Origin of the sequence: Streptomyces sp. NPDC048255 (assembly GCF_040652415.1) — a bacterium.
Taxonomy (GTDB): Bacteria; Actinomycetota; Actinomycetes; order Streptomycetales; family Streptomycetaceae; genus Streptomyces.
The window spans coordinates 24,430-48,853 of sequence record NZ_JBEZMA010000055.1; the positions used below are offsets into that span (position 1 = coordinate 24,430).

Annotated in this window: 24 protein-coding genes; 8 read left to right on the forward strand and 16 right to left on the reverse strand. The window is 71.2% G+C overall.

The features are described 5' to 3' along the window. Positions 1-71 precede the first annotated feature (71 nt). The 11 genes from AB0D94_RS30445 to AB0D94_RS30495 form a co-directional block, all read right to left on the reverse strand. On the reverse strand, positions 72-626 hold the full coding sequence (locus tag AB0D94_RS30445) for an adenine phosphoribosyltransferase (RefSeq protein ID WP_362058277.1): 555 nt from the start codon (positions 624-626) through the stop codon (positions 72-74). After that, a complete protein-coding gene (secF, locus tag AB0D94_RS30450) occupies positions 623-1,687 on the reverse strand; it encodes a protein translocase subunit SecF (protein ID WP_362058280.1) in 1,065 nt (354 codons plus the stop codon). Before secF ends, AB0D94_RS30445 begins: the two co-directional genes overlap by 4 nt. A gap of 3 nt (positions 1,688-1,690) precedes the next feature. Next, a complete protein-coding gene (gene secD, locus AB0D94_RS30455; RefSeq protein WP_362058283.1) occupies positions 1,691-3,478 on the reverse strand; it encodes a protein translocase subunit SecD in 1,788 nt (595 codons plus the stop codon). Positions 3,479-3,628: 150 nt separating this feature from the next. Continuing rightward, positions 3,629-4,120: a preprotein translocase subunit YajC gene (gene yajC, locus AB0D94_RS30460; protein WP_362058286.1), complete on the reverse strand. Its 492-nt coding sequence runs from the start codon at positions 4,118-4,120 to the stop codon at positions 3,629-3,631. A 164-nt stretch (positions 4,121-4,284) separates the two neighbouring features. After that, entirely contained in the window at positions 4,285-5,361 is a 1,077-nt protein-coding gene (ruvB, locus tag AB0D94_RS30465; RefSeq protein WP_362058289.1) for a Holliday junction branch migration DNA helicase RuvB, read from the reverse strand. Positions 5,362-5,585: 224 nt separating this feature from the next. Continuing rightward, positions 5,586-6,218: a Holliday junction branch migration protein RuvA gene (gene ruvA / locus AB0D94_RS30470; protein ID WP_362058292.1), complete on the reverse strand. Its 633-nt coding sequence runs from the start codon at positions 6,216-6,218 to the stop codon at positions 5,586-5,588. Beyond that, the gene (gene ruvC, locus AB0D94_RS30475; RefSeq protein WP_362058295.1) at positions 6,215-6,745 is read right to left on the reverse strand and encodes a crossover junction endodeoxyribonuclease RuvC; all 531 of its coding nucleotides are present in this window, start codon (positions 6,743-6,745) and stop codon (positions 6,215-6,217) included. The genes ruvA and ruvC overlap by 4 nt, the downstream gene beginning before the upstream one ends. Before the next feature lie 202 nt (positions 6,746-6,947). Further along, on the reverse strand, positions 6,948-7,700 hold the full coding sequence (locus AB0D94_RS30480; protein ID WP_329387776.1) for a YebC/PmpR family DNA-binding transcriptional regulator: 753 nt from the start codon (positions 7,698-7,700) through the stop codon (positions 6,948-6,950). Positions 7,701-7,757: 57 nt separating this feature from the next. Further along, positions 7,758-8,348 carry a pyridoxal 5'-phosphate synthase glutaminase subunit PdxT gene (gene pdxT / locus AB0D94_RS30485; protein WP_362058300.1) on the reverse strand — a complete coding sequence of 197 codons (591 nt, stop codon included), beginning with the start codon at positions 8,346-8,348 and terminating at the stop codon, positions 7,758-7,760. 8 nt (positions 8,349-8,356) lie between these two features. Beyond that, positions 8,357-9,274: a pyridoxal 5'-phosphate synthase lyase subunit PdxS gene (gene pdxS / locus AB0D94_RS30490; protein WP_266937873.1), complete on the reverse strand. Its 918-nt coding sequence runs from the start codon at positions 9,272-9,274 to the stop codon at positions 8,357-8,359. A 147-nt stretch (positions 9,275-9,421) separates the two neighbouring features. Then, positions 9,422-9,964: a hypothetical protein gene (locus tag AB0D94_RS30495; RefSeq protein ID WP_362058305.1), complete on the reverse strand. Its 543-nt coding sequence runs from the start codon at positions 9,962-9,964 to the stop codon at positions 9,422-9,424. 103 nt (positions 9,965-10,067) lie between these two features. On the opposite strand from AB0D94_RS30495, the gene AB0D94_RS30500 reads away from it, so the two are divergent. After that, positions 10,068-10,664, forward strand: coding sequence for a hypothetical protein (locus AB0D94_RS30500; RefSeq protein WP_362058308.1), 597 nt, complete (start codon positions 10,068-10,070; stop codon positions 10,662-10,664). Between the two features lie 10 nt (positions 10,665-10,674). Here AB0D94_RS30500 and AB0D94_RS30505 read toward each other — a convergent pair whose 3' ends face one another. From AB0D94_RS30505 to pgsA, 3 genes are read right to left on the reverse strand one after another with little or no spacing between them, the layout of a single operon-like run. Then, on the reverse strand, positions 10,675-11,838 hold the full coding sequence (locus AB0D94_RS30505; RefSeq protein WP_362058311.1) for a glycosyltransferase family 4 protein: 1,164 nt from the start codon (positions 11,836-11,838) through the stop codon (positions 10,675-10,677). Further along, positions 11,838-12,749, reverse strand: coding sequence for a phosphatidylinositol mannoside acyltransferase (locus AB0D94_RS30510; protein WP_266937869.1), 912 nt, complete (start codon positions 12,747-12,749; stop codon positions 11,838-11,840). Before AB0D94_RS30510 ends, AB0D94_RS30505 begins: the two co-directional genes overlap by 1 nt. Beyond that, positions 12,749-13,414 carry a phosphatidylinositol phosphate synthase gene (gene pgsA, locus AB0D94_RS30515; RefSeq protein ID WP_362058315.1) on the reverse strand — a complete coding sequence of 222 codons (666 nt, stop codon included), beginning with the start codon at positions 13,412-13,414 and terminating at the stop codon, positions 12,749-12,751. The genes AB0D94_RS30510 and pgsA overlap by 1 nt, the downstream gene beginning before the upstream one ends. A 269-nt stretch (positions 13,415-13,683) precedes the next feature. Between pgsA and AB0D94_RS30520 the strand changes: the two genes are divergently transcribed. Both AB0D94_RS30520 and AB0D94_RS30525 read left to right on the forward strand, forming a co-directional pair. Beyond that, entirely contained in the window at positions 13,684-15,888 is a 2,205-nt protein-coding gene (locus AB0D94_RS30520) for an elongation factor G-like protein EF-G2 (protein ID WP_362058318.1), read from the forward strand. A gap of 163 nt (positions 15,889-16,051) precedes the next feature. Beyond that, complete coding sequence (locus AB0D94_RS30525) at positions 16,052-17,719, forward strand: hypothetical protein (RefSeq protein ID WP_362058321.1); 1,668 nt, start codon at positions 16,052-16,054, stop codon at positions 17,717-17,719. Positions 17,720-17,783: 64 nt separating this feature from the next. Here the strand turns inward: AB0D94_RS30525 and AB0D94_RS30530 are convergent, their stop codons facing one another. Then, positions 17,784-18,344, reverse strand: coding sequence for an HIT domain-containing protein (locus AB0D94_RS30530; RefSeq protein WP_362058324.1), 561 nt, complete (start codon positions 18,342-18,344; stop codon positions 17,784-17,786). A gap of 88 nt (positions 18,345-18,432) precedes the next feature. After that, positions 18,433-20,409 (reverse strand): threonine--tRNA ligase, encoded by a 1,977-nt coding sequence (thrS, locus tag AB0D94_RS30535; protein WP_362058327.1) that lies wholly within the window; start codon positions 20,407-20,409, stop codon positions 18,433-18,435. 164 nt (positions 20,410-20,573) lie between these two features. On the opposite strand from thrS, the gene AB0D94_RS30540 reads away from it, so the two are divergent. The 5 genes from AB0D94_RS30540 (at position 20,574) to AB0D94_RS30560 (ending at position 24,276) form a co-directional block, all read left to right on the forward strand. After that, entirely contained in the window at positions 20,574-21,053 is a 480-nt protein-coding gene (locus AB0D94_RS30540) for a GNAT family N-acetyltransferase (RefSeq protein ID WP_362058330.1), read from the forward strand. Between the two features lie 134 nt (positions 21,054-21,187). Further along, positions 21,188-21,775 carry a hypothetical protein gene (locus tag AB0D94_RS30545; RefSeq protein WP_362058333.1) on the forward strand — a complete coding sequence of 196 codons (588 nt, stop codon included), beginning with the start codon at positions 21,188-21,190 and terminating at the stop codon, positions 21,773-21,775. Between the two features lie 220 nt (positions 21,776-21,995). Beyond that, a complete protein-coding gene (locus AB0D94_RS30550) occupies positions 21,996-22,475 on the forward strand; it encodes a helix-turn-helix domain-containing protein (protein ID WP_362058336.1) in 480 nt (159 codons plus the stop codon). An 89-nt stretch (positions 22,476-22,564) separates the two neighbouring features. Continuing rightward, on the forward strand, positions 22,565-23,110 hold the full coding sequence (locus tag AB0D94_RS30555; protein ID WP_362058339.1) for a hypothetical protein: 546 nt from the start codon (positions 22,565-22,567) through the stop codon (positions 23,108-23,110). Beyond that, positions 23,107-24,276 (forward strand): MAB_1171c family putative transporter, encoded by a 1,170-nt coding sequence (locus tag AB0D94_RS30560; RefSeq protein WP_362058342.1) that lies wholly within the window; start codon positions 23,107-23,109, stop codon positions 24,274-24,276. The genes AB0D94_RS30555 and AB0D94_RS30560 overlap by 4 nt, the downstream gene beginning before the upstream one ends. Positions 24,277-24,424: the final 148 nt, after the last annotated feature.

Here is a 24,424-nt window from a genome sequence, read left to right on the forward strand (position 1 = left end):
AGCGGCGCCGTACGCGAAAGCGGCGGGCACCCGGGGCGAACCCGGACACCCGCCGCTTCGCGCAGCAAGAGTCAGACCACGATCAGCGCATCCAGCGGAGCCGCACCCAACGCGTCGGCCAGCCGCAGGCGCCCCGGCAGGAACGACAGCTCCATCAGGACCGCCACCCCGGCGACCTCCGCCCCGGCCCGCCGGATCAGCGAGAGCGAGGCTTCGGCGGTGCCACCGGTGGCCAGTACGTCGTCGATGACCATGACCCGGTCACCGGCCGCCAGGTCCTCCGCGTGGACCTCGATCTCCGCGGTCCCGTACTCCAGCTCGTAGGACTGGGCGAGCGTCGCGCCCGGCAGCTTCCCGGCCTTGCGCACCGGTACGAAGCCGATCCCGGCCTGTACGGCGACCGGAGCCGCGAGGATGAACCCCCGCGCCTCCAGCCCGACGATCTTCGTCGCCCCGTACCGCACGGCCAGCTCCACCAGCGCGTCCGTGAGGGCCGCGAAGGCCTTCGGGTCCGCCAGCAGTGGGGTGATGTCCTTGAACATCACGCCCGGCTTGGGGTAGTCCGGCACGTCCTTGATCCGGCTGAGCAGCAGCTCGCGTACGTCCTCGGACGGCAGCGCGGTCACCGGCGCCGCCCGGACCGGCCCTGCGACACGATCTGCGGCTCGTCGCCGTCGCTGCCGGACTCGTAGCCCTCGTCCGGGGACTCGCCCTTCGCCGTCGCGGCCGCCCGCTTGGCGAGCACCCGCTTCTTCAGCGCCTTCATGGCGGGCTCGCGCTCCTTCAGGTCCACGACCAGCGGGGTCGCGATGAAGATCGAGGAGTACGCACCGGCCGCGAGGCCGACGAACAGCGACAGCGAGATGTCGTTGAGCATGCCCGCGCCCAGGAAGCCGCCGCCGATGAACAGCAGCGCGGCGACCGGGAGCAGCGCCACGACCGTGGTGTTGATCGAGCGGACCAGCGTGCCGTTGATGCTGCGGTTGGCGATCTCGCTGTACGTCCAGCGGGTCTGCTTGGTGATGTCCTTCGAGCCCTCCTTCAGACCGTCGAAGACGACGACGGTGTCGTAGAGGGAGTAACCGAGGATGGTCAGCAGACCGATGACCGTACCCGGGGTGACCTCGAAGCCGACCAGCGCGTACACGCCGACGGTGATCGTGAGGTCGTGGATCAGGGCGATCAGGGCCGCGATGGCCATGCGCCACTCGAAGGCGATGGCGAGGTAGATCACCACGAGCACCATGAAGATGCCGAGGCCGGTCCACGCCTTGTTCGCGATCTGGGAGCCCCAGCTGGGGCCGACCAGGTCCGCGTTGATATCGGCCTCGGTGACCTTGAGGTCGGTGGCGAGCTGCTTCTTCACCTCGGTCGCGGCGGCGGTGTCGACGCCCGAGATCTGGATCCGAAGGCCGCCGGTGCCGAGCTCCTGGACGATCGCGTCGTGGCCCGAGGCCTTCTCCGCGTCCTCCGTCGCCTTGGCGACGGAGACGGCCGTCTTCGGGGTGGTGAAGACGGCACCGCCCTTGAACTCGATGCCCATGTTGAGGCCCTGAACGGCCAGGGCCACGATCGCCGTGATGGTGATCAGGATGGAAACGCCGTACCAGAGAAAGCGCTTGCCGACGAAGTCGTAGCCGACCTCACCGCGGTACAGCCTGGCGCCGAGATCTCCCAGCTTCGACATCTCTCACGCCTCCTTTGCGTCGACGGGGGCGGGGGCGGCACCGGTACGACGGGACCGGCGCAGCGGCGGCTTGGCGCCGAGCCGCTTGGGGTCCAGCCCGGACCACGGGTGACCGCTGGAGAAGAACTTCGTGCGCGCCAGCAGCGTCATGACGGGCTTGGTGAAGAGGAACACCACGACCACGTCGAGCAGGGTGGTCAGACCCAGCGTGAAGGCGAAGCCCTGGACCTTGCCGACGGTGACGATGAAGAGCACCGCCGCGGCCAGGAACGACACGAAGTCGGAGACCAGGATGGTGCGCCGGGCACGGGGCCAAGCCCGCTCGACGGCCGGACGCAGGGTGCGGCCCTCGCGGATCTCGTCACGGATGCGTTCGAAGTACACGATGAACGAGTCCGCCGTGATGCCGATCGCGACGATCGCACCGCAGACGGCGGGCAGGTTCAGCGCGAAGCCGATGCCCTTACCGAGCAGCGCCATGATCGTGTAGGTGAGGATCGCGGACACCAGGAGGCTGATGATGGCGATGAACGCCAGACCGCGGTAGTACACCAGCAGGTAGATCACGACGAGGAGCAGGCCGATGGCTCCGGCGATCAGGCCGGCCCTCAGCTGCTCGCCGCCGAGCGCGGCGGTGACGGTGGTGACGCTGTCCTCCTGGAAGGACAGCGGCAGGGCGCCGTACGAGAGCATGTTGCCCAGGTCCTGCGCGGACTGCTGGGTGAAGCCGCCGGAGATCTGGGCGTTGCCGCCCGTGATCGCGGAGCTGACGGACGGGTCGGAGACGACCGAACCGTCGAGCACGATCGCGAACTGGTTCTGCGGCATCTGCTTCGCGGCCAGCTCGCCGGTGACCTTGGCGAAGGCGTCGCTGCCGCGGTCGTTGAAGTCCATCGTGACGATCCACTGACCGGACTGCTGGTCGATGACGCCCTTGGCGCTCTTCACGTCCTTGCCCTCGACGGCGGCCGGACCGAGCACCCACTTGCCCCAGGCGTCGCCGCGCTGGCCACAGGCGAGCGTCGGCTCCTCGGGCTTGACGCCCTTGCCGACGGCGGCGCGCTGCGCCTCGTCGGTGCAGTCGAGCGTGGCGAACTTGGCCTGGAGGGCGGCGGCAGCGGCCTCGTCACCCGACGGAGGCGGGGTCGGGGTCGGGGTGGGCGCCGCCTTGTCGTCTGCCTTCTTCGACTCGCTCGCCGAGGGCGAGGGAGTGGGGGCGTTCGGGGCCTTGAGGGCCTCACTGAGCGCGCGGCCCTGGGAAGTGGCGCTGGACGACGGGGTGGCCGGGGAGGAGGGCTTGTTGCCGTCCTGCGCCTTCGGAGCACCGGAACCGCTCGCGGAGGGGCTCGGGCTGCCCGAGGGCTCCGGAGCGACCGGGGCGCCGTCCGCGAAGGCCAGGACGGGACGGAAGTACAGCTGGGCGGTCGTGCCGACCTGCTCGCGCGCCTGCTTCTCGTTCATCCCCTTGGGGATGTTCACGATGATGTGGTCGCGGCCCTGGGTCTGGACCTCGGCCTCCGACACGCCGAGACCGTTGACGCGGCGCTCGATGATGCCGACCGCCGTGTTCATGTTGGTCTCGTTGATCGCGTCCGGCTTGCCGGGCTCGCTCTTGGCCTTGAGCGTGATGCTCGTACCGCCGGCGAGGTCGATGCCCAGGCGGGGAGTCGTCTGCTTGGAGATGAACATCCCCGCGGTGAGCGCCACCATCGCGATCAGGATGATCGCCAGGGCGCGCCCCGGCCTCCCCTGAGCCCCCGTGGGCCGCCGGCCCTTCTTCGGTGCTGCCACCTTGTCGTTTCTCCCTGTCCAACCGCCCCGCGCCGGGTCAGCGCGCGGACGGCCACGAAATGTGTGGTGGGGACCCCTGCCCCCCGCAGAAGTGTCACTGGCGGGACCGCGGCGGCCGCCGGTCAGGCGCCCCCGCGGTCCCGGCCGACGCTACTTGGCGCCGGCCTCGCCGTCGGCCTTGCCGTCCTTGGGCTCGTCGCCGGGGGCGTTCTCGGAGGCGTCCTCGTCGGAGGCGTCCTTCTTGCCCAGGTCGAGCTTGGGGGACTCGTCCCCGTCCTTGGCCAGGTCCGTCTTCGGGGCCTCGGTCAGGGAAGAGGCGTCGTCCGGGACGACCGGCGTGTCGGTCGGCTCGTCGTGGCCGACGCCGTGGACGATGCGGTTGTACTCCGCGTCCTCGAGAACGGCGCCGATGGCGTTCTTCGCGTAGATCGCGTGGACGCCGGGGGCCACCTCAAGGGTGACGGTGTCGTCACCGACCTCCTTCACCGTGGCGTACATGCCGCCGATGGTGCGGACGCCGGTGCCGGGCGTCATCTGGTCGCGCATCTGCGCGGCAGCCTGCTGCTTCTTCTTCGCGGAACGGGTCATCAGGAACATCGCCCCGATGAGCACGATGAACGGGAGGAGTGTCACGAGATTCACGGGACGGAGATCCTTCGCACGACCGCACGGGAGACGGCCTTTTTCTACGGGGGTGGGCACGCCGACCCGAAGGGTCGGCATCGGCGGAGTCTAGGCGAGTCCGCACCGATGGAACAACGCCCAGCATGGCACCGCAGTTCCTGAGCGGTCGAACCTCCGCGCCGTCAGGCCCCGAACAAGCCCTGTTGTCCGCTTGATCCACTGCCGCCGTGCTGCGGCGGGACGAGCCCCAGGTGAGCCCATGCGGCGGGCGTCGCCACCCGCCCCCTGGGCGTCCGCGCGAGCAGGCCCTCGCGGACCAGGAAGGGCTCCGCGACCTCCTCCACGGTCTCCCGCTCCTCACCGACGGCCACGGCGAGGGTTGACAGCCCCACGGGGCCGCCGCCGAACAGCTTGAGCAGCGCCTCCAGCACGGCCCGGTCCAGCCGGTCGAGCCCGCGCCCGTCCACCTCGTACACCTGGAGGGCGGTGCCGGCCACCTCGCGGTTGATCACGCCGTCGGCCCTGACCTGGGCGTAGTCGCGGACGCGGCGCAGCAGCCGGTTGGCGATGCGCGGGGTGCCCCGGGACCGTCCGGCGATCTCGGCGGCCCCGGCGGTGTCGATCTCCACGTCGAGGAGGCGGGCGGAGCGGTGGATGACCCGCTCCAGCTCCTCGGGGGCGTAGAACTCCATGTGGCCGGTGAAGCCGAAGCGGTCGCGCAGCGGCGGGGGCAGCAGTCCGGCCCTGGTGGTGGCCCCCACCAGGGTGAACGGGGGCAGCTCCAGCGGGATCGCGGTGGCTCCCGGCCCCTTGCCGACGATCACGTCGACCCGGAAGTCCTCCATGGCCATGTACAGCATCTCCTCGGCGGGCCGGGACATGCGGTGGATCTCGTCGAGGAAGAGGACCTCGCCCTCCTGGAGGGAGGAGAGGATGGCTGCGAGGTCGCCCGCGTGCTGGATGGCCGGGCCGGAGGTGATCCGGATGGGCGCGCCCATCTCGGCCGCGATGATCATCGACAGCGTGGTCTTGCCGAGGCCGGGCGCACCGGAGAGCAGGACGTGGTCCGCGGTGGCGCCGCGCTGGCGGGCCGCCTTGAGGACGAGGTCCAGCTGCTGGCGGACCTTCTCCTGGCCGACGAACTCGCCGAGGTCCTTGGGGCGCAGGGCCGCCTCCACGGCGGTGTCCTCGCCGTCTGCGGCGGCCGCGACGATGCGGTCGCCCTCGGCGGTGGCCTCGGTGTCGTCGTCCCAGTTCACGGTGTCAGTCTGCCTTCTCGGTTTGCACGGTGGTCTGTCGTGTGCGGCGCCGCCTCCTGGGGCTCCGCCCCAGACCCCGCGCCTCAAACGCCGGCGGGGCTGACTTTGCCCTGCGGGCAGTCCAGCCTCGCCGGGCCAATTCCAGCCCCTCCGGCGTTTGAGGAGCGGGGTCCGGGGCGGAGCCCCGGTAATTCGGGGCAGGGGCCTCGCAGCGGCGGCGCGGCCTAGCGGGCGCGGTTCAGGGACTGGAGGGCCGCCCGCAGGAGCTGGGGGACGGGGGCCGCGCCGCCGGAGGCGATGGCGGCTTCGGCCTGCGGCGTCACGGCCGCCACCGCCTCCTCCGCATCGCGCGACGCGTAGCCCAGCCCGATCAGGGCCGCCGCCAGCTGCTCCGTCCACGGCGCCGGACCCGACGCGGCGGCCCGCTGCGCCCCCACCAGGCCGCTGGAACCACGCGGAGCCCCCAGCTTGTCCTTCAGCTCCAGGAGCAGCTTCTGGGCGCCCTTCTTGCCGATGCCCGGCACCGCCATGAGCGCCTTCTCGTCCCCGGTGGAGACGGCGAGCCGCAGCGCGTCCGGGCTGTGCACGCCGAGCATGGCCTGCGCCAGCCTGGGCCCGACCCCGCTCGCGGTCTGGAGCAGTTCGAAGACCTGCCGCTCGTCGTCGTCGGCGAAGCCGTACAGGGTCAGCGAGTCCTCGCGTACGACCAGGGAGGTGGCCAGCCGGGCCTGCTCGCCCGTCCGCAGGCCGGCGATCGTGGCGGGCGTGCAGTGCACGGCCATGCCCACTCCCCCGACCTCGATGACGGCCAGGGTGGGGGCGAGCGCGGCGACCGGGCCGCTGACGAAGGCGATCATCGGGTACGGCCTTTCGAGGCGTGCAGGGCGACCGCCTGCTGGAGGCGGTTCTGGGCGGGGGCCCGCCAGATGTGGCAGATGGCGAGGGCGAGGGCGTCGGCGGCGTCGGCGGGCTTGGGCGGCTCGGCGAGCCGCAGCAGCCGGGTCACCATGGCCCCGATCTGCGCCTTGTCGGCCCGGCCGCTGCCGGTGACGGCGGCCTTGACCTCACTGGGGGTGTGCAGGGCGACGGGTATGCCGCGCCGGGCGGCGCACAGCATGGCAACTGCACTCGCCTGGGCGGTGCCCATCACGGTGCTGACGTTGTGCTGGCTGAACACCCGCTCCACGGCGACGACTTCGGGCCGGTGCGTGTCGAGCCATTCCTCGATGCCCTGCTCGATGGCGACGAGCCGGTGGCCCAACTCGGCGGTCGCGGGCGTCCGTACGACACCTACGCCGAGCATGGTCAGGGGGCGTCCGGCGACTCCCTCGACGACGCCGACGCCGCACCGCGTCAGCCCCGGGTCCACACCGAGTACCTTCACCGCACCCCCCACCCTCTTTGCGGCTGAACCGCCGCCGCTCTCGCGGACCTGGCTGATCGCCGCGTGGGTTCCTCAATTGATGGTTGCGGTCCTCAGCGGGCGATCACCGACATCTCACGACAGGCTAGCCGGTGCCACTGACAACGCGGCGGGCCGACGGGGTGTGTCCCCGTCGGCCCGCCGTCAGTGCGTGGACGCGGCGTTACGCGTCGACCTTCTCCATGACCTCGTCCGAGACGTCGAAGTTGGCGAAGACGTTCTGGACGTCGTCGCTGTCCTCCAGCGCGTCGATCAGCTTGAAGATCTTGCGCGCGCCCTCTTCGTCCAGCTCGACCTGCATGGTGGGCAGGAAGTTGGAGTCGGCCGAGTCGTAGTCGATGCCCGCCTCCTGGAGCGCGGTACGGACCGCGACCATGTCGGTGGCCTCGCTGATGATCTCGAACTGCTCGCCGAGGTCGTTGACCTCTTCGGCACCCGCCTCGAGCACCGTCTCCAGGACGTCGTCCTCGGAGAGCTCGCCCTTGGGCAGGAGGACGACACCCTTGCGGTTGAACAGGTACGAGACCGAGCCCGGGTCCGCCATGGAGCCGCCGTTGCGGGTCATGGCGACGCGCACGTCGGAGGCGGCACGGTTGCGGTTGTCGGTGAGGCACTCGATGAGCACCGCGACACCGTTCGGGCCGTAGCCCTCGTACATGATCGTCTCGTAGTCGGCGCCGCCGGCCTCGAGACCGCCGCCGCGCTTGACCGCGGAGTCGATGTTCTTGTTCGGGACCGAGCTCTTCTTGGCCTTCTGAACGGCGTCGAAGAGCGTCGGGTTGCCGTCGATGTCGGCGCCGCCCATACGGGCCGCGACCTCGATGTTCTTGATCAGCTTCGCGAAGAGCTTGCCGCGCTTGGCATCGATCACGGCCTTCTTGTGCTTCGTCGTAGCCCATTTAGAGTGGCCGGACATCCGCCTGTCTCCTTCGCGTCACCAACAGTGTTCGTTCCCGATCCTACCGGGACCCGGTCACAGCCCCGCGCGCACCATGTCGACGAAGTACGCGTGCACGCGGTCGTCGCCGGTCAGCTCGGGGTGGAACGAGGTCGCCAGGACGTTGCCCTGGCGCACGGCGACCGTGTGGCCGTCGTACGTGGCGAGCACCTCGGCGGCGCCGCCGACGGACTCGACCCACGGGGCGCGGATGAAGACGCCCTCGACGGGGCCGCCCTCTATGCCCGTGAACTCGATCTTCGCCTCGAAGGACTCGTTCTGGCGGCCGAAGGCGTTGCGGCGGACGATCATGTCGATGCCGCCGAGCGTCTCCTGGTCCTCACGGCCGTCCAGGAGCTTGTCGGCGAGCATGATCATGCCGGCGCAGGTGCCGTACACGGGCATGCCGGCCCGCACGCGCTCGCGCAGCGGCTCCAGCATGCCGAACAGCACGGCGAGCTTCGACATGGTCGTGGACTCGCCGCCGGGGATCACCAGGGCGTCGACCTCGGCGAGCTCCTCGGGACGCCGGACCGGCCTGGCCACGGCGTCCGCCGCGGCCAGGGCGATCAGGTGCTCCCGTACGTCGCCCTGGAGGGCCAGGACACCAATCACGGGGGTGCTCATGGTGATGACTACCAGCCGCGGTTGGCGTAGCGCTCGGCCTCGGGCAGGGTGTCGCAGTTGATGCCGACCATGGCCTCGCCCAGGTTGCGGGAGGCGTCCGCGATGATCTTCGGGTCGTCGTAGAAGGTGGTGGCCTTCACGATGGCGGCGGCGCGCTTGGCCGGGTCGCCGGACTTGAAGATGCCGGAGCCGACGAAGACGCCCTCGGCGCCGAGCTGGCGCATCAGCGCGGCGTCGGCCGGGGTGGCGACGCCACCAGCGGAGAACAGCACGACCGGGAGCTTGCCGAGCTCGGCGACCTCCTTGACGAGCTCGTACGGGGCGCGCAGCTCCTTGGCGGCGGCGTACAGCTCGTTGTTGTCGTAGCCGCGCAGGCGGGCGATCTCGTTCTTGATCTGGCGCAGGTGGCGGACGGCCTCGACCACGTTGCCGGTGCCGGCCTCGCCCTTGGAGCGGATCATGGCCGCGCCCTCGGCGATGCGGCGCAGGGCCTCGCCCAGGTTGGTGGCGCCACAGACGAAGGGGGTGGTGAAGGCCCACTTGTCGGAGTGGTTGACCTCGTCGGCCGGGGTCAGGACCTCGGACTCGTCGATGTAGTCGACGCCGAGGGACTGCAGGACCTGGGCCTCGACGAAGTGCCCGATGCGGGACTTGGCCATGACCGGGATCGAGACGGCCTCGATGATCTCTTCGATCATGTTCGGGTCGGACATGCGGGCGACCCCGCCGTCCTTGCGGATGTCGGCCGGAACCCGCTCCAGGGCCATGACGGCCACGGCGCCAGCGTCCTCGGCGATCTTCGCCTGCTCGGCGTTGACCACGTCCATGATCACGCCGCCCTTGAGCTGCTCGGCCATGCCGCGCTTGACGCGCGAGGTGCCGATGGCCGACTCAGCGGACTGGGGGGAGGTGGGAAGCGTGCTCACGGGATGACCTCACTCGAAGGAAACTCGAAAGGGAGACGGGTACTACTCCGCCGAGGAAACCCCACCGACCAGTCCACAACAAGGGCCAATGTGGAGCCGGTGGCCTCTTCACTTGTCCCCTGCGGCACTGGACCGCCCCTCGCGGCCCTATACGGGGCGCTCCGCCAGGTCCGCCGGAGGCTCGTCGTCCATTTCGAAGGCGAGGGGGAACGGGGCGTGCCCGGCCAGCCGGAACCAGCGCACCTTGCGGTGCCTGCGCAGGGCGCGGGCGGCCCGTACGGCGTCGTTGTGGAAGCGCCGCGCCATGGGCACCCGGCGGACGGCCGCGGCCAGCTCCTCGGTGGCCTCCGCCCCGCCGGGGGCCGCCTTCAGCACCTCGACCTGGTCGACGTCGGCGAACACCGCCCGCAGCGCCTGGCTGAGCTCACTCTCGGCGACCTCCCGGTGCTCCTCCTCGGCCTGCCGGGCCGCGTGCGCGGCCTCGTACAGCACCAGGGAGGAGGCGGGGTCGAGCACACCGGAGGTGGCGACCTCCACCACCACGGAGGCCCGCCGCACGAGCTGGGCGTCGAGCGCGGCCCGGGCGGCGTCCATCCGCGAGTGGAGCCGGTCGAGCCGGCCGGCGGTCCAGCTGAGGTAGACCCCGATGACTCCGAGAGCCAGCGCGATCCAGACAAGGGTTTCGATCACGCTGCGCGACCCTACCGCTCCGCGGCGGCCCGGCCCCCATCGCCCCTGGCCCCCGTCCCGCCCGCTCCCCTAGGCTGCGTGATCCACACCGTTCGGGGGGACCATGCAGCTCACGCGCCACGGCAGACCACTGGCCGCCGCACTACTGGCCGCCGCCCTCGCCCTCCTGGCGACGGCCGCCTGCGGTTTCCTCTACGGAGGCGACTCGGGCGGCTACGTCCTGGCCGTGCGCGCCCGCGAGCACGCCGTCCTGCTGGGGTGGCTCGTCCTGGCGGCACTGACCGGGGCGGTCCTGCTCGGGCTGGCGAAGTCCACGGTGCGCCTGGCCCTGTGCGTCCTGCTGCTCACCATCGGCATCCCCGTCCTGCTGATGGCCTCCCTCCTGATGGCGATGTTCGGCGGAGCCGAGGAGACGAAGAACGAGGCCGCGCCGGGCCGCGACGACCGGCGGCTGGTCGTGGAGGAGGGCGCGGCCATGATCGACCCGCTCTGGTACGTCTACGTCCACGAGGGGACCTGGCCCCTGGAGCGCCGCTGGGCGGTCGGCCGGTTCAACGGCGACGACCCGGCCGACGAGCTCCGCGAAGCCGTGTGGACGGCGTCCGACCGGCTCCGTGTCACGACGGCGGAGGGCACGGTCCACGAGGTGACCGTCACCCCCGGCGGGCGGCCGGACCGGACCGTCTCCGCCGGCTGGTGATCCCCCGGGCTCAGGCGTCCCGCGAGAAGCCGAGGCGGGTGCGGAGCGGGACGCGCTCGTCGGCGGCCACCGCCGCCGCGCCGTCCGTGACCGTCTCGTAGACGGCCAGGATGTCCGCCCCGACCGTGGACCAGTCGAAGCGGCGCACGTGCGCCGAGCCGCGCGCGCTCAGCTCCGCCCGCCGGGCCGGGTCCCGCAGCAGGCCGACGGCCGCCGCAGCCAGCGCGTCGGGGTCCTCGTTCGTGAAGAGTTCGCCCGCCCCGCCCTGGTCGAGCACCTGCGCGAAGGCGTCCAGGTCCGAGGCCAGCACCGTCGCGCCCGCCGACAGGGCCTCGACGAGGATGATGCCGAAGCTCTCGCCGCCCGTGTTCGGGGCCACGTAGACGTCCACGCTGCGCAGCAGCCGCGCCTTGTCCTCGTCCGAGACCATGCCGAGGAATTCGACGCGGGAGCGCAGGTCCGCCGGGAGGGAGGCCACCGCCTCCTCCTCGTCACCGCGTCCCGCGACCAGCAGCCGTACCTCCGGGCAGGCCTCCACGATCTTCGGGAAGGCCGCCATCAGCACCGGCAGGCCCTTGCGCGGTTCGTCGATGCGGCCGATGAAGCCGAGGGTCTGCCCGCCCCACTCCGCCTTGGGCTCGGCCGACGCGAAGAAGCCCACGTCCACGCCGTTCGGGATCACCACCGCATCACCGCCGAGGTGCTCGACCAGCGTGCGCCGCGCGTACTCGCTCACGGCGATCCGCGCGCTGATCTTCTCCAGCGCCGGCTGGAGGATCGGGTACGCGGCGATCATCGCCCGCGACCTCGGGTTCGAGGTGTGGAAGGTGGCCACGATCGGCCCCTGCGCGGCCCAGCAGGACAGCAGCCCCAGCGAGGGCGAGGCCGGCTCGTGGATGTGGATCACGTCGAAGGTGCCGTCGTGCAGCCAGCGCCGCACCCTGGCCGCCGAGAGGAAGCCGAAGTTCAGCCGGGCCACCGAGCCGTTGTACGGCACCGGCACCGCCCGCCCCGCCGAGATCACGTAAGGCGGCAGCGGGGTCTCGTCGTCCGCCGGGGCCAGTACCGACACCTCGTGGCCGAGCCGGATCAGGTGCTCGGCCAGGTCCCGGATGTGGAACTGGACGCCGCCCGGCACGTCCCACGAGTACGGGCACACGATGCCGATCTTCACTACGGGCGCTCCCCCTGGTCGGTCAGATCGTCCAGCCACAGCCGCTGCAGCATGTGCCAGTCCTCCGGGTGCTCGGCGATGCCCCACGCGAACGCGTCCGCGACGGCCTGGGTCATGACCGTGGTCTTCTCGGTCCTGGTACCCGTCTTCGGCACCTCCACCTCGGGGTGGATGCGGCCGTACATCTTCGGCGTGTCCCCGTAGTAGAGGGTCGCCGGGAGCAGGACCGCCCCCGTCTGCTGGGCCAGCAGCGCCGGCCCGGCCGGCATGCGCGCCGTGGAGCCGAAGAAGTCCACCTCGACCCCGGAGGCCGACAGGTCCCGGTCCGCGACCAGGCAGACCAGGCCGCCGGAGCGGAGCCGGCGGGCGAGGGTGCCGAAGGCGGCGCCCCCGCTGTGCGGCAGCACCTCCATGCCCAGGCTCTCGCGGTAGGCCACGAAGCGGTCGTAGAGGCTCTCGGGCTTGAGCCGCTCGGCGACCGTGGTGAACGGCACGCCGATGTGGCCGATGGCCCAGGCCCCGGCGAGGTCCCAGTTGGCCAGGTGCGGCAGGGCGACGACGACCCCGCGCCCCGAGGCCAGGGCCTCGCGCAGGATGTGGTCGTCCTTCATCTCGACGTCCACGCCGAACCGCCGCGGGTCCATGGTGGGCAGCCGGAAGGACTCCATCCAGTACCGCATGTACGAGCGCATGCCCGCCTGCGACAGCTCGCGCAGCCGTTCCGGGCCCGCGTCCGGTACCACCCGGGCCAGATTGGACTCCAGCCGCAGCACGCTCTTGCCGCGCCGCTTCCACGCGAAGTCCGCGATCCGGCGGCCGAGGGCCACCGCCGCGGGCTCGGGGAGCTTCTTGACGCCGGCCCAGCCGAGCCCGTAGAGCCCGTCGACCAGCTTGTCCTGTGCCTTGCCCATCAGGCGGCGCCACCCTCGGCGGCGGCCGCGGCCGCGTCGGCCTCGGCCGACTCACGGCGCACGGTGACCACCCGCTGGATCAGCGTGACCAGCGAGCCCACCGCCACGACCCACAGGGCGACCGGCAGGAGCACCCCGATCCAGGACGGCACCCCGAAGGTCTGGAGCCCGGACAGACCGGCCGCGACCAGCGAGATCACCAGCCGCTCGGCCCGCTCGATGAGCCCGTTGACGGCCACCGGCAGCCCGATCGACTCCCCGCGCGCCTTCGTGTACGAGACCACCTGGCCGCTGGCCAGGCAGAAGATCGTCACCGCGCAGAGCACGTTGTCGTTGCCGGAGCCGGCGTACCAGAGCGCCAGTCCGCCGAAGATCGCCGCGTCGGCCACCCGGTCGAGGGTGGAGTCGAGGAAGGCGCCCCACCGGCTGGAGACACCGGCCTGGCGGGCCATGTTCCCGTCCACCAGGTCGGAGAAGACGAAGAGGGTGATGGTGATCGTGCCCCAGAAGAACTCGCCCCTGGGGAAGAAGACCAGCGCTCCCGCCACCACTCCGGCCGTGCCGATCAGGGTGACCGCGTCCGGGCTCACCCCCCGCCGGAGCAGAAAAGCGGCGAATGGCGTGAGAACACGCGTGAAGAATGCACGCGCGTACTTGTTCAGCATGGCCTTCCCGGAGGGTCGCTGGGCCGCACGGCCACCACGGCCACCGGCTGGCCCATCGTAGCCAGCGCGCCGCCGCCCGGACGCCGCGCACCCACCGGTTCGGGCCACGTAAGACGTACTTCACGTCGCGGACCGCCCCGGGGCCCTCTCCCGTACACCACCGGTACGACGTATGGACGCGGTGTGACACCAGTGCAAAGCTCGAAGAACCGCGTATTCCCCTTCGACGCACCCCCTCCTCACCGTCACGACCGGGAGGCACGAGAACCATGGGAGCCACATCTCACCAAGCCGGAGCCGCCGGCAGGGCACTGACGGCCGACCGACCGTCCTCCGTACGGAACGTCGTGCTGGTCGGCCACAGCGGATCCGGCAAGACCACGCTGGTCGAAGCCCTCGCCCTGACCGCGGGCGCGGTCAACCGGGCGGGCCGGGTCGAGGACGGCGCCACCGTCTCGGACTACGACGAGATCGAGCACCGGCGACAGCGCTCCGTCCAGCTCTCCCTCGTCCCCGTCGAATGGGGCGGGATCAAGATCAACATTCTGGACACCCCCGGATACGCCGACTTCGTCGGGGAACTCAGGGCCGGTCTGCGCGCAGCGGACGCGGCCCTTTTCGTCGTCTCGGCCGCGGACGGCGCCGAAGGCCTCTCCGGGGCCACCCGCATGGTCTGGGACGAGTGCGAGGCCGTCGGCATGCCCCGCGCCATCGTCGTCACCCATCTGGAGGCAGCGCGCGCCGACTACACCCAGATGGCCACCGTCTGCGGCGAGATCTTCGGCGCGCAGGACCCGGACGCCGTCATCCCGCTGTACCTGCCCCTGCACGGACCGGCCGCGGCCGACGCCCACGCCCCCGTCACCGGCCTGCTCGGCCTGCTCTCCCAGCGGGTCTACGAGTACGCCTCCGGGGAGCGCACCGAACGCGACCCGGACCCCGCGGAGCTCGCCCTCATCACCGACGCCCGGTCCCGCCTCATCGAGGGGATCATCGCCGAGAGCGAGGACGAGGGCCTCATGGACCGCTACCTCGGCGGCGAGGACATCGACCTCAAGACCCTCGTCGACGACCTGGAGCGCGCCGTCGCCCGCGGCACCTTCCACCCGGTCCTGATGGCCGCCCCCGCCGCCGACGGGGCCCGCCAGGGCCTCGGCACCGTGGAACTCCTCGAACTGGTCACCGGCGGCTTCCCCACGCCGCTGGAACGCGCCCCCGTCACCGTCACCGCCCCCGACGGCGCCGCCCGCCCCGAGGTCACCTGCGACCCCGACGGCCCCCTGCTCGCCGAGGTCGTCAAGACCTCCTCGGACCCCTACGTCGGCCGCGTCTCCCTCGTCCGGGTCTTCTCCGGCACCCTGCTGCCCGAGGAGACCGTCCACGTCTCCGGGCACGGGCTCGCCGACCGCGGGCACGAGGACCACGACGTCGACGAGCGGATCGGCGCCCTCAGCTCCCCCTTCGGCAAACAGCAGCGCACCCTCACCCGGTGCATCGCCGGCGACCTGGCCTGCGTGGCCAAACTCACCCGCGCCGAGACGGGCGACACCCTCTCCGCCAAGGACGACCCGCTCCTGATGGAGCCCTGGACCATGCCCGACCCGCTGCTCCCCCTCGCCATCGAGGCCCACAGCAAGGCCGACGAGGACAAGCTCTCCCAGGGCCTGGCCCGGCTGGTCGCCGAGGACCCGACCATGCGGCTGGAGCAGAACCCGCACACCCACCAGGTCGTCCTGTGGTGCCTCGGCGAAGCCCACCAGGACGTCGCCCTGGAGCGGCTGCGCACCCGCTACGGGGTCCAGGTGGACCCCGTACCGCACAAGGTGAGCCTGCGCGAGACCTTCGGCGCCAAGGCCGCCGGACGCGGCCGCCACGTCAAACAGTCCGGCGGCCACGGCCAGTTCGCGATCTGCGAGATCGAGGTCGAGCCGCTCCCGCCCGGCAGCGGCATCGAGTTCGTCGACAAGGTCGTCGGCGGCTCCGTGCCCCGGCAGTTCATCCCGTCCGTGGAGAAGGGCGTACGCGCCCAGGCCGCCCGCGGGGTCTCGGCCGGCTACCCGCTGGTCGACGTCCGCATCACCCTCCTCGACGGCAAGGCCCACTCGGTGGACTCCTCCGACGCCGCCTTCCAGACCGCCGGCGCCCTCGCCCTGCGCGAGGCCGCCGCCGAGGCCGCCATCCACCTCCTCGAACCCGTCGCCGAGCTCTCCGTCCTGGTGCCCGACGAGTACGTCGGCCCCGTCATGAGCGACCTCGCAGGCCGCCGCGGCCGCGTCGTGGGCACCGAGCAGGCCGGATCCGGGCGGACCCGGGTCCGGGCCGAGATCCCCGAGATCGAGATCGGCCGCTACGCCATCGAGCTGCGCTCCGTCTCGCACGGCACCGGCCGCTTCGCCCGGTCCTACGCCCGCCACGAGCCGATGCCCCCTCAGATCGCGGACAAGGTGCGCGAACAGGCGGAGAAGGGAAGCTAGTTGACATAGCCGTACGGAGGCCGCCGGCGGGGGCGGCGGCCGCCGCCCACCCAACCAGCTTGCGGTGGGCGGCATTTCCCTGTCCCATGACCATGGGGCGGGATCCGCCGATAGGCTCATCGGCGCACCAATTGAGCACGAACGCACAGCGATGGGGGCAGCGGTGGCGGACGACGGATTCGACTTCAGGCCCGGGGCGCAGATTCCGCTCCAGGGGGGCGGCGGCCAGACGGCGGCGACCAACGCACTGGCCTCCGCCGCGTACCGGGACGGCGCGAAGGACACCGATCTGGCCTCCATACTCGGGGCCAACAGCGAGAACCACCCCGCCACGGTGAAGCCGCCCAAGATCTCCCTCTTCGAGCCCAACCTCGGCGAGGCCTTCTGCCGGGCCGTCGAGGCCCGCACCCTCGGCGCGGCCCGCAAACCGCTCATCCAGTCCTTCGGCGCCGATCCGCAGACCGTCGTCGAGCACTGCCTGGCCGCGTCCCGCATCCGCAAGGAGCGTGACCAGAAGCTCCGCCTGATCATGCTGGTCTGCGGGGTGCTCTTCCTGCCCGGCCTGCTGCTGTGGCTGGGCCTGTTCCAGCTCCGCAAGTCCCTGTCCTCCGGCGAGGGCAAGCGCTCCTCGTGGATCGGCACCGCGGTCCTGGTGGGCGTGGGCATCGTGGTGGCCGTCCTGATGTTCAGGCTGCCGTTCACCGGCTTCCTCGGCCTCTACCTCCGCGGCATGATCATCGCCCCGGCGCTGGGCTGGCTGCTCGCCCGCCGCCTCTGCGAGTCCACCGCCGCCGACCTGCGCTCCCGCTGGGACGGGCTGCTGGACGGGGACGGCATCGGCGCCAAGATCCCGGAGGCGGTGCCCGGCAACCCCGACGAGAAGGCCCGCGAGGACCTGCGCCACCAGCTGGCCAAGCTGACCGCGGAGGACCGCAGCAACCACGTCTTCTACGCGGGCCCCAAGGGCATCCTCGGCATGGGCACCCGCTGGGGCAGCTGGCAGATGGCCGAGGAGCTGTCCCCCAAGGCCGAGGGCGCCGAGATCCACCCGTTCCGCAGCTGGGACGTCATACGCGCGATCGACACCCAGCTCCGCAAGCTGGAACGCGGCCCCCTGCACACCGGCGGGTTCCCGCCCGCCGCCATCCAGCACTGGATCGTCACCCCGGTCGGCGAGGGCGCCGCCGAGGTGGCCCGCCCCACCGGCGAGAACACCGACACCTTCCTCATCAAGCCGCACGAGATCACCCGCATCTGCAACGAGCAGCAGTTCAGCGCGGGAAACCGGCACTACCTCGGCATCCAGTACCCGCTCTGGGACGGCCAGCTCGTCATCACCATGCTGGTGACCGTCACCGTGCTCTACAAGACGCTGCGCGTGGACGTCACCGCGCACGCCCTGGGCCCCGTGCACGGACTGTTCACCACGAAGTCCAAGGCCCCGGTGGTGGAGGTGCCCAAGAGCATCCGCTTCTGGGAGACCGTGGAGCGCCCGCTCCCGCTGGTCACCACCCAGGAGGTGGTACGCCTCGCCGTGCGGGCCCCGCTGACCTGGTACCCGCCGGTCCTCGACTTCCTCGGCGGCAAACTGGTCCTGCCCGAGCCCTTCGGCCTGCGCCACGTCTGGGCGAACTCGATGTGGCGCCACCGCTTCATGGCCGATGACGCGCTGCGCACCGTGGCCCCGGTCCTGAGGTCGGTGCACGCCGCCACCTTCAAGGTCCTGGAGGAGAACGGCGTCGACACCGACCGCTTCACCAACCGGTCCTCGATCATGAGCGGCCTCATCCAGGAACCCGCGCCGCGCAAGGCGGACGTGTACGACGCGTAGCCGGACCCGCCCCGCCGGTCGGGCAGGGCGCCCGGCCGGCGACAGCGCGCGGGCCGGGCGTCCGTCAGTCCGTGGGCCAGGCGTCCGCGAGCATCTGCCGCGTTTCCGCGAGCAGTTGGGGCAGCACCTTGGTGTGGCCGACGACCGGCATGAAGTTCGTGTCCCCGCCCCAGCGGGGCACGATGTGCTGGTGCAGGTGGGCGGCGATGCCCGCGCCGGCGGCCGCGCCCTGGTTCATGCCGATGTTGAAACCGTGTGCCCCGGACGCCTTGCGCAGCGCGATCATGGCCCGCTTGGTGAGGTCCGCGAGCTCGGCCGTCTCGGGGCCGTCGAGCTCGGTGTAGTCGGCGACGTGCCGGTACGGGACGACCATCAGGTGCCCGCCGTTGTACGGGTACAGGTTCAGCACGGCGTACACATGCTTGCCCCGGGCCACCACCAGGCCGTCCTGGTCGGTCATCTCCGGAATCCCGCAGAAGGGGCAGCCGTCCCCGGCCTCCGGGCCGGTCGGCTTGTTCTCCCCTTGGATGTACGCCATCCGGTGAGGCGTCCACAGGCGCTGGAACGCGTCCTGCGTGCCCACACCGATCTGCTGCTCCGGCTGAATCGTCATGGCATGCAGCATATGACCTCGCCTGCGCGTACGAGGAAGGCCCCCGGAAAGTGATCTCTTTCCGGGGGCCCCTCGGTACGGCTCGGCCGCGCGTCCGCGATCAGACCTGGACGCGGTCCTCGACGACCTTGGCCAGCTTCGCCAGCGCCTCGTCACGCGGGACGCCGTTCTCCTGCGAACCGTCGCGGTAGCGGAAGGAGACCGTGCCCGCGGCCATGTCCTCGTCGCCGACGATGATCATGAACGGGACCTTGAGCTTCTGGTGGTTGCGGATCTTCTTCTGCATGCGGTCGGAGGAGGCGTCCACCTCGACCCGCAGGCCCTTCTTCTTCGCCTCGGCGGCGAACTCCTGGAGGTACTCCACGTGCCCGTCGCCGATCGGGATGCCGACGGCCTGGACCGGGGCGAGCCACGGCGGCATGGCGCCCGCGTAGTGCTCCAGCAGGACCGCGAAGAAGCGCTCGATCGAGCCGAACAGCGCGCGGTGGATCATGACCGGGCGCTGGCGGGAGCCGTCCGGGGCGGTGTACTCCAGGTTGAAGCGCTCCGGCAGGTTGAAGTCGAGCTGGATGGTCGACATCTGCCAGGTACGGCCGATCGCGTCCCGCGCCTGCACGGAGATCTTCGGGCCGTAGAAGGCCGCGCCGCCCGGGTCGGGGGTCAGCGGGAGGCCCTGCTTCTCGGCGACCTGCTGGAGGACCGAGGTGGCCTCCTCCCAGACCTCGTCCGAGCCGACGAACTTCTCCGGGTCCTTGGTCGACAGCTCCAGGTAGAAGTCGGTCAGACCGTAGTCGCGCAGCAGGTTCAGGACGAAGGTGAGCGTGCGGTCGAGCTCGTCCGCCATCTGCTCGCGGGTGCAGTAGATGTGCGCGTCGTCCTGGGTGAAGCCCCGGGCGCGGGTCAGGCCGTGCACGACGCCCGACTTCTCGTAGCGGTACACGGTGCCGAACTCGAACAGGCGCAGCGGCAGCTCGCGGTAGGACCGGCCGCGCGCGTCGAAGATCAGGTTGTGCATCGGGCAGTTCATGGGCTTGAGGTAGTAGTCGGTACCACCGTCGAGCTGCATGGGGGGGTACATGCCCTCCGCGTACCAGTCCAGGTGCCCGCTCTTCTCGAAGAGGGCGCCCTTGGTGGCGTGCGGGGAGTAGACGAACTCGTAGCCCTCCTCCTCGTGCCGGCGGCGCGAGTAGTCCTCCATCGTGCGGCGGATGATGCCGCCGCGGGGGTGGAAGACGGCGAGGCCGGAGCCGATCTCGTCCGGGACGGAGAAGAGGTCGAGCTCGTTGCCCAGCTTGCGGTGGTCGCGCTTCTCGGCCTCGGCGAGGAAGTCGAGGTGCGCCTTCAGCTCCTCCTTCGAGGGCCACGCGGTGCCGTAGATGCGCTGGAGCATCGGGTTCTTCTCGCTGCCGCGCCAGTAGGCGGCCGCGTTGCGCATGAGCTTGAAGGCCGGGATGTTGCGGGTGGTGGGCAGGTGGGGACCGCGGCAGAGGTCCTTCCAGCACAGCTCGCCGGTCTTCGCGTCGAGGTTGTCGTAGATGGTCAGCTCGCCGGCGCCCACCTCGACGTTCGCGCCGTCGTCGGTCGAGGCCGAACCCTTGATGCCGATGAGCTCCAGCTTGTACGGCTCGTCGGCGAGCTCCTCGCGGGCCGCCTCGTCGGAGACCACGCGGCGGGCGAACTTCTGCCCGCGCTTCTGGATCTCCTGCATCTTCTTCTCGATGGTCTTGAGGTCATCGGGGGTGAAGGGCCTGGCCACGTCGAAGTCGTAGTAGAAGCCGTCCCGGACCGGCGGGCCGATGCCCAGCTTGGCCTCGGGGAAGAGCTCCTGCACGGCCTGCGCCATGACGTGCGCGGTCGAGTGGCGCAGGATGTTCAGGCCGTCCTCGGAGGAGATCTCCACCGGCTCGACGGTCTCGCCGTCCTTCACCTCGTACGCGAGGTCCTTCAGCTCGCCGGCGACGCGCGCGGCCACGATGGTGCGCTCGCCGGCGAAGAGCTCCGCCGCCGTAGTGCCCGTGGCCACCACGCGCTCGTCCCGCTCGGAATCGCGTTGGATGATCACACGGACGTCTGACACCGGTCTCTCCTGCCTCAGGGGGTGCGCGAGCGAACACTGCGCGCCTGAATCGTACCGAGCGGAGTGGCCGCGCCGCTAAACGGTTCAGGCCCGGGCCTGCGGCGGGCCGGTCCCGGCGGCTCCGAGTAGCGTGGGGTCCTCCCGCCGCCGCCCGAAGGGGACCCGTGCCGAACCCGCTGATCCGCCCGCTGGACCTGACCGACGACGCGACCGCCGCCGCCGTCCACCGCATAGGACTGGCCGCGTACGCGGTCGAGGCGGAGCTGATCGGCTTCGACGGCATCCCCGCGCTGAGCGAGAGCCTCGCGGAGCTGCGGGCACGGCCGCTGCACTGGATCGGGGCGCTGTCCGGGGCGGGCGAGATCACCGGATTCCTCGCGTGGGAGGAAGAGGAGGACGGCAGCGTCTGCATCGACCGCCTGTGCGTGGCCCCGGCCTGGTTCCGCCGCGGCATCGCCTCCCTGCTGCTGGACCACGTACTGACCGACGTCCTGGCCGGGCGCCCCGTCACCGTGACGACGGGAGCGGCGAACGTACCCGCCGTGGCCCTGTACACCCGGCTGGGTTTCGCCCGCGGCCCGGACTTCTCCCCGGTTCCCGGCCTGCGGATGGCGTCCTTCACCTTCACCGCAGTTGTCCTTTAGTGAAATCAACCTGCGCGATCACGCCAAGATGCGCGACGGCCAAGCCGAAAATCGCCCCATCTTCTGGCCGATACCGGAGCAGATGACGCAAAACGACGCACTGCGGAGTTCATTAAACGTTGACCAACACCGGGGTGCCTGACGAATATGAGGACCACCCGGGCAGCAGCCGCCGCCCGGTCGCCGACCTGGGGGGTCCCATGCTCAAGCCGCTTTCCGCCGTCTTCGCCACCGTCGCGCTCACCGTCGCCTCCGTAGCCGTCGCCTCGCCGGCCGGCGCCGCGACGTCGAGCATCGACAGCGCTCTGGCGGCGACCTCGGGCGCCGGGATCTGCTACCAGGCCCATGTCCAGAACGAGGGCTGGCAGACGCCCAGGTGCAACGGCGAGATCGCCGGCACCGAAGGCAAGAACCAGCACCTGGAGAAGCTGCTCATCGCCAAGGTCGGCACCGGCCGTCTCTGCGCGCGTGCCCACGTCCAGAACCTGGGCTGGCCGGACAAGTGGCAGTGCGCTGACGACAACCAGACCATCGCCCTGGGCACCGAGGGCCTGGGCCTGCAGATCGAGGCCATCGAGATCACGGTGAGCACCGGCGTCGCCATCGACGGCCACATCGAGAACCACGGCTGGACCGGCTGGTCCGGCTACCACACCGGCGTGGGTGTCGGCACCGTCGGCCAGAACCGCGCCATCGAGGCCGTCAAGCTCGCGGTTCGCTGAACCGGAGCCTCGCTGACGGGGGACAGCGGGGAGCAACGGGGGACAACGGGGGAATGGCGGGCGGCAGGCCGGGGAGACCCGGACTGCCGCCCGTTTCCGGTTTCCGCGGCTCTCGCCGCACCAGGCCGGTCCGCGGGCGCCCTCCTTGCGGAATACTTCCCGGAGACAGGTGACGGCGAGAGGCAAGGGCGCGGTGGACGACAGCGACCGCACAGCTGACATGAGCGCATCCCCGGACGAGCAACCGGCCGAGGCGCAGCGTCTCGCTGTCCGTCTCGAATACCTCTTCGCCCACGTGCAGCCGCTCGGCCGCCGCCACACGCTGCAGGAGGTGGTGGACGGCATCCGGGAGGACGGCGGCGCCGGGGACACCACGCTCTCGGTCGGCCGGCTTTCCATGCTCGCGAACGGCAAGGTCCCCAACCCGACCATCGGGACGCTCCGGGCCCTCGCCCGCTTCTTCGGGGTGCCGACCGCCTACTTCGTCGACGACGACGTGGCCACCCAGACCATGGCGCAACTGGGTCTCCTCAACGCCATCAGGGCCAACGACGTACGGTCCGTGGCGCTGCGTGCCGCCACGGTGGCGACGTCTTCCGCTCACGGACTCGACCTGGTGCGCACCCTCGTGGAACGCGCCGCCCGGGTGGCCGACGCCCCGGAGGGCGGCGCCGGGCGGCCGCCCGAGACGTCCGGATGAACCCCTGTCAGTGACGGTGCATAGACTTCCCGCGAAAAGTCACGCGTCCGCCCGCCCGGGAGGGTGCGTGCCGCGCGGCGGGGGGATCTGTGCAGCACGAGAACTGGTCGGCCGTCGATGTCCGGTTCACGGAGATCCTCGATGAGCTGGAGATAGCCCGTCCGCTGGACGTCGAGCGGCTCTGCCGTTCGGTCTCCGACCGGCGCGGACGCCCCCTCCACCTGCTCCCGCTGCCCGATACGGCCGGTTCCGTCGCGGGCGTGTGCGGTCTCTGGCTGAGCCTGGGTGATTCCGACATCGTCTTCTACGAGGCCGCCACCAGCCGCGTGCACCAAACCCACATCATCCTGCACGAACTGGCGCACATGCTGCTCGACCACGGACAGCAGCAGGAAGGGGACCGATCCCTTCCGCCCGGCCTCTTCCCCCATCTCGACCCGGCGATGGTGAACCGCATGCTCGCCAGGGGACGCACCGACTACTCGGCCGTCGAGGAGCAACAGGCGGAGCTGCTGGCGACACTGATGAGCAGTCACGGCCGGAGCCGCCCGGTGGCCGGCCGGGACGCCTCGTCGCGGGCCGCCGGGGTTCTCGGCCGGCTGGGTGACGCCCTCGGCCTGGGGCGCGGGGCATGAGCGCGGTGCGCGCCTTCGATCTGGCGCTGGTCGGTCCGCTGACGCTCGGTACGGCCTGGATGGGGCGGGGTGCGCTGGCCGGCGGACTGCGGGAGCGGTCGCTGTGGGGCGCCCTGTCCCTGGTGACGGCGGCGACCGTGGCCGGGGTGCCCGGTGTCCGGCGGGGCATCGACGGCCTGCTGGGCGTGGCCAGCGGCACGAATCTGATCGTCCATCTGCTCACACTGGCCGCCGCGGCCTGCCTGATCGAGTTCGTCCACCAGACCACCGGCGACCGGCGGAGGCTGTCCTCCCCGGTGCGCTGGCTGACGGTGGCCGGGCCGGCGCTGGTGCTCGTGTTCGCCATGATGCCGCGTCCGGACGGCGACGAGGACCTGCTGACGCAGGCGACGACCGGCTGGTCCCTGGCGTACTGGGGGATCGTGACGCTCTATCTCGGATGGGGTCTCACGAACTGCGCCTCGATGTGCCTGCGCTACGGCGGTCAGGCGGCCTCGGGTTCGCTGCTCACCTCGCTCCGGCTGATCGGCGCGGGAAGTGTCGCCGGGCTCCTCTACGTGTGCCACCGCGTGGCGTATCTGGCGGTGCAGTCGGTCGTACCCGGCTGGTTCCGCAACTCGGCCGTCGTGGCCACCACCCAGCTGCTGCTGGCCTGCGCGCTGCTCCTGCTGATCCTCGGGGTGGCCTGGCCGAGCCTGGCCGAACGGGTCCGGCTCCGGCGGGTCCGCGGCCGCCTCGCGAGGATCCGTCCGCTGTGGTCGGCGCTGCGCGAGGCGGCGCCCGAGGTGATGCTCTCGCTGCCCTCCGAGCTGAAGAAGGATCCGGACGTCCTGCTGTACCGGTACGTCATCGAGATCAGGGACGGCGCCCTGGCGGTGGGTTCCTTCGACAGCGGGGAGGTACGGGAAGCGGCCCGGGCCGCACTGGCCGCCGAGGGTCTGTCGGGAGGGACGCTGGACGCCTCCGTGGAGGCGGTGTCACTGCGGTGCGCCCTGAAGCGGGCGGCGCCGGGTGACGGTCCGAAGTCGCCGGGCCGTCCCCCCGGGGCGGGGCCGGCCGACGACGACCTGGACGCCGAGGTGGCCTGGCTGGAGCAGGTGGCGGCGGCCTACCGGACCCCGCTGGTGCGGCAGTTGGCCGAGGAGCTGGCCCCCGCGTCGCGCTGACGGTCCGTCGCCCGGACAGGCCCTGGTGCTGTGACCGGAACGGTTTGCGGCCACAGCACTAGGCCGTGTCTGATGGCTCTTGCCCGGGTGGTGGATCTGCTGCCGTTCCGGGCATGAGTCGGTCATGGTGCGTCGGCATGAACTGACG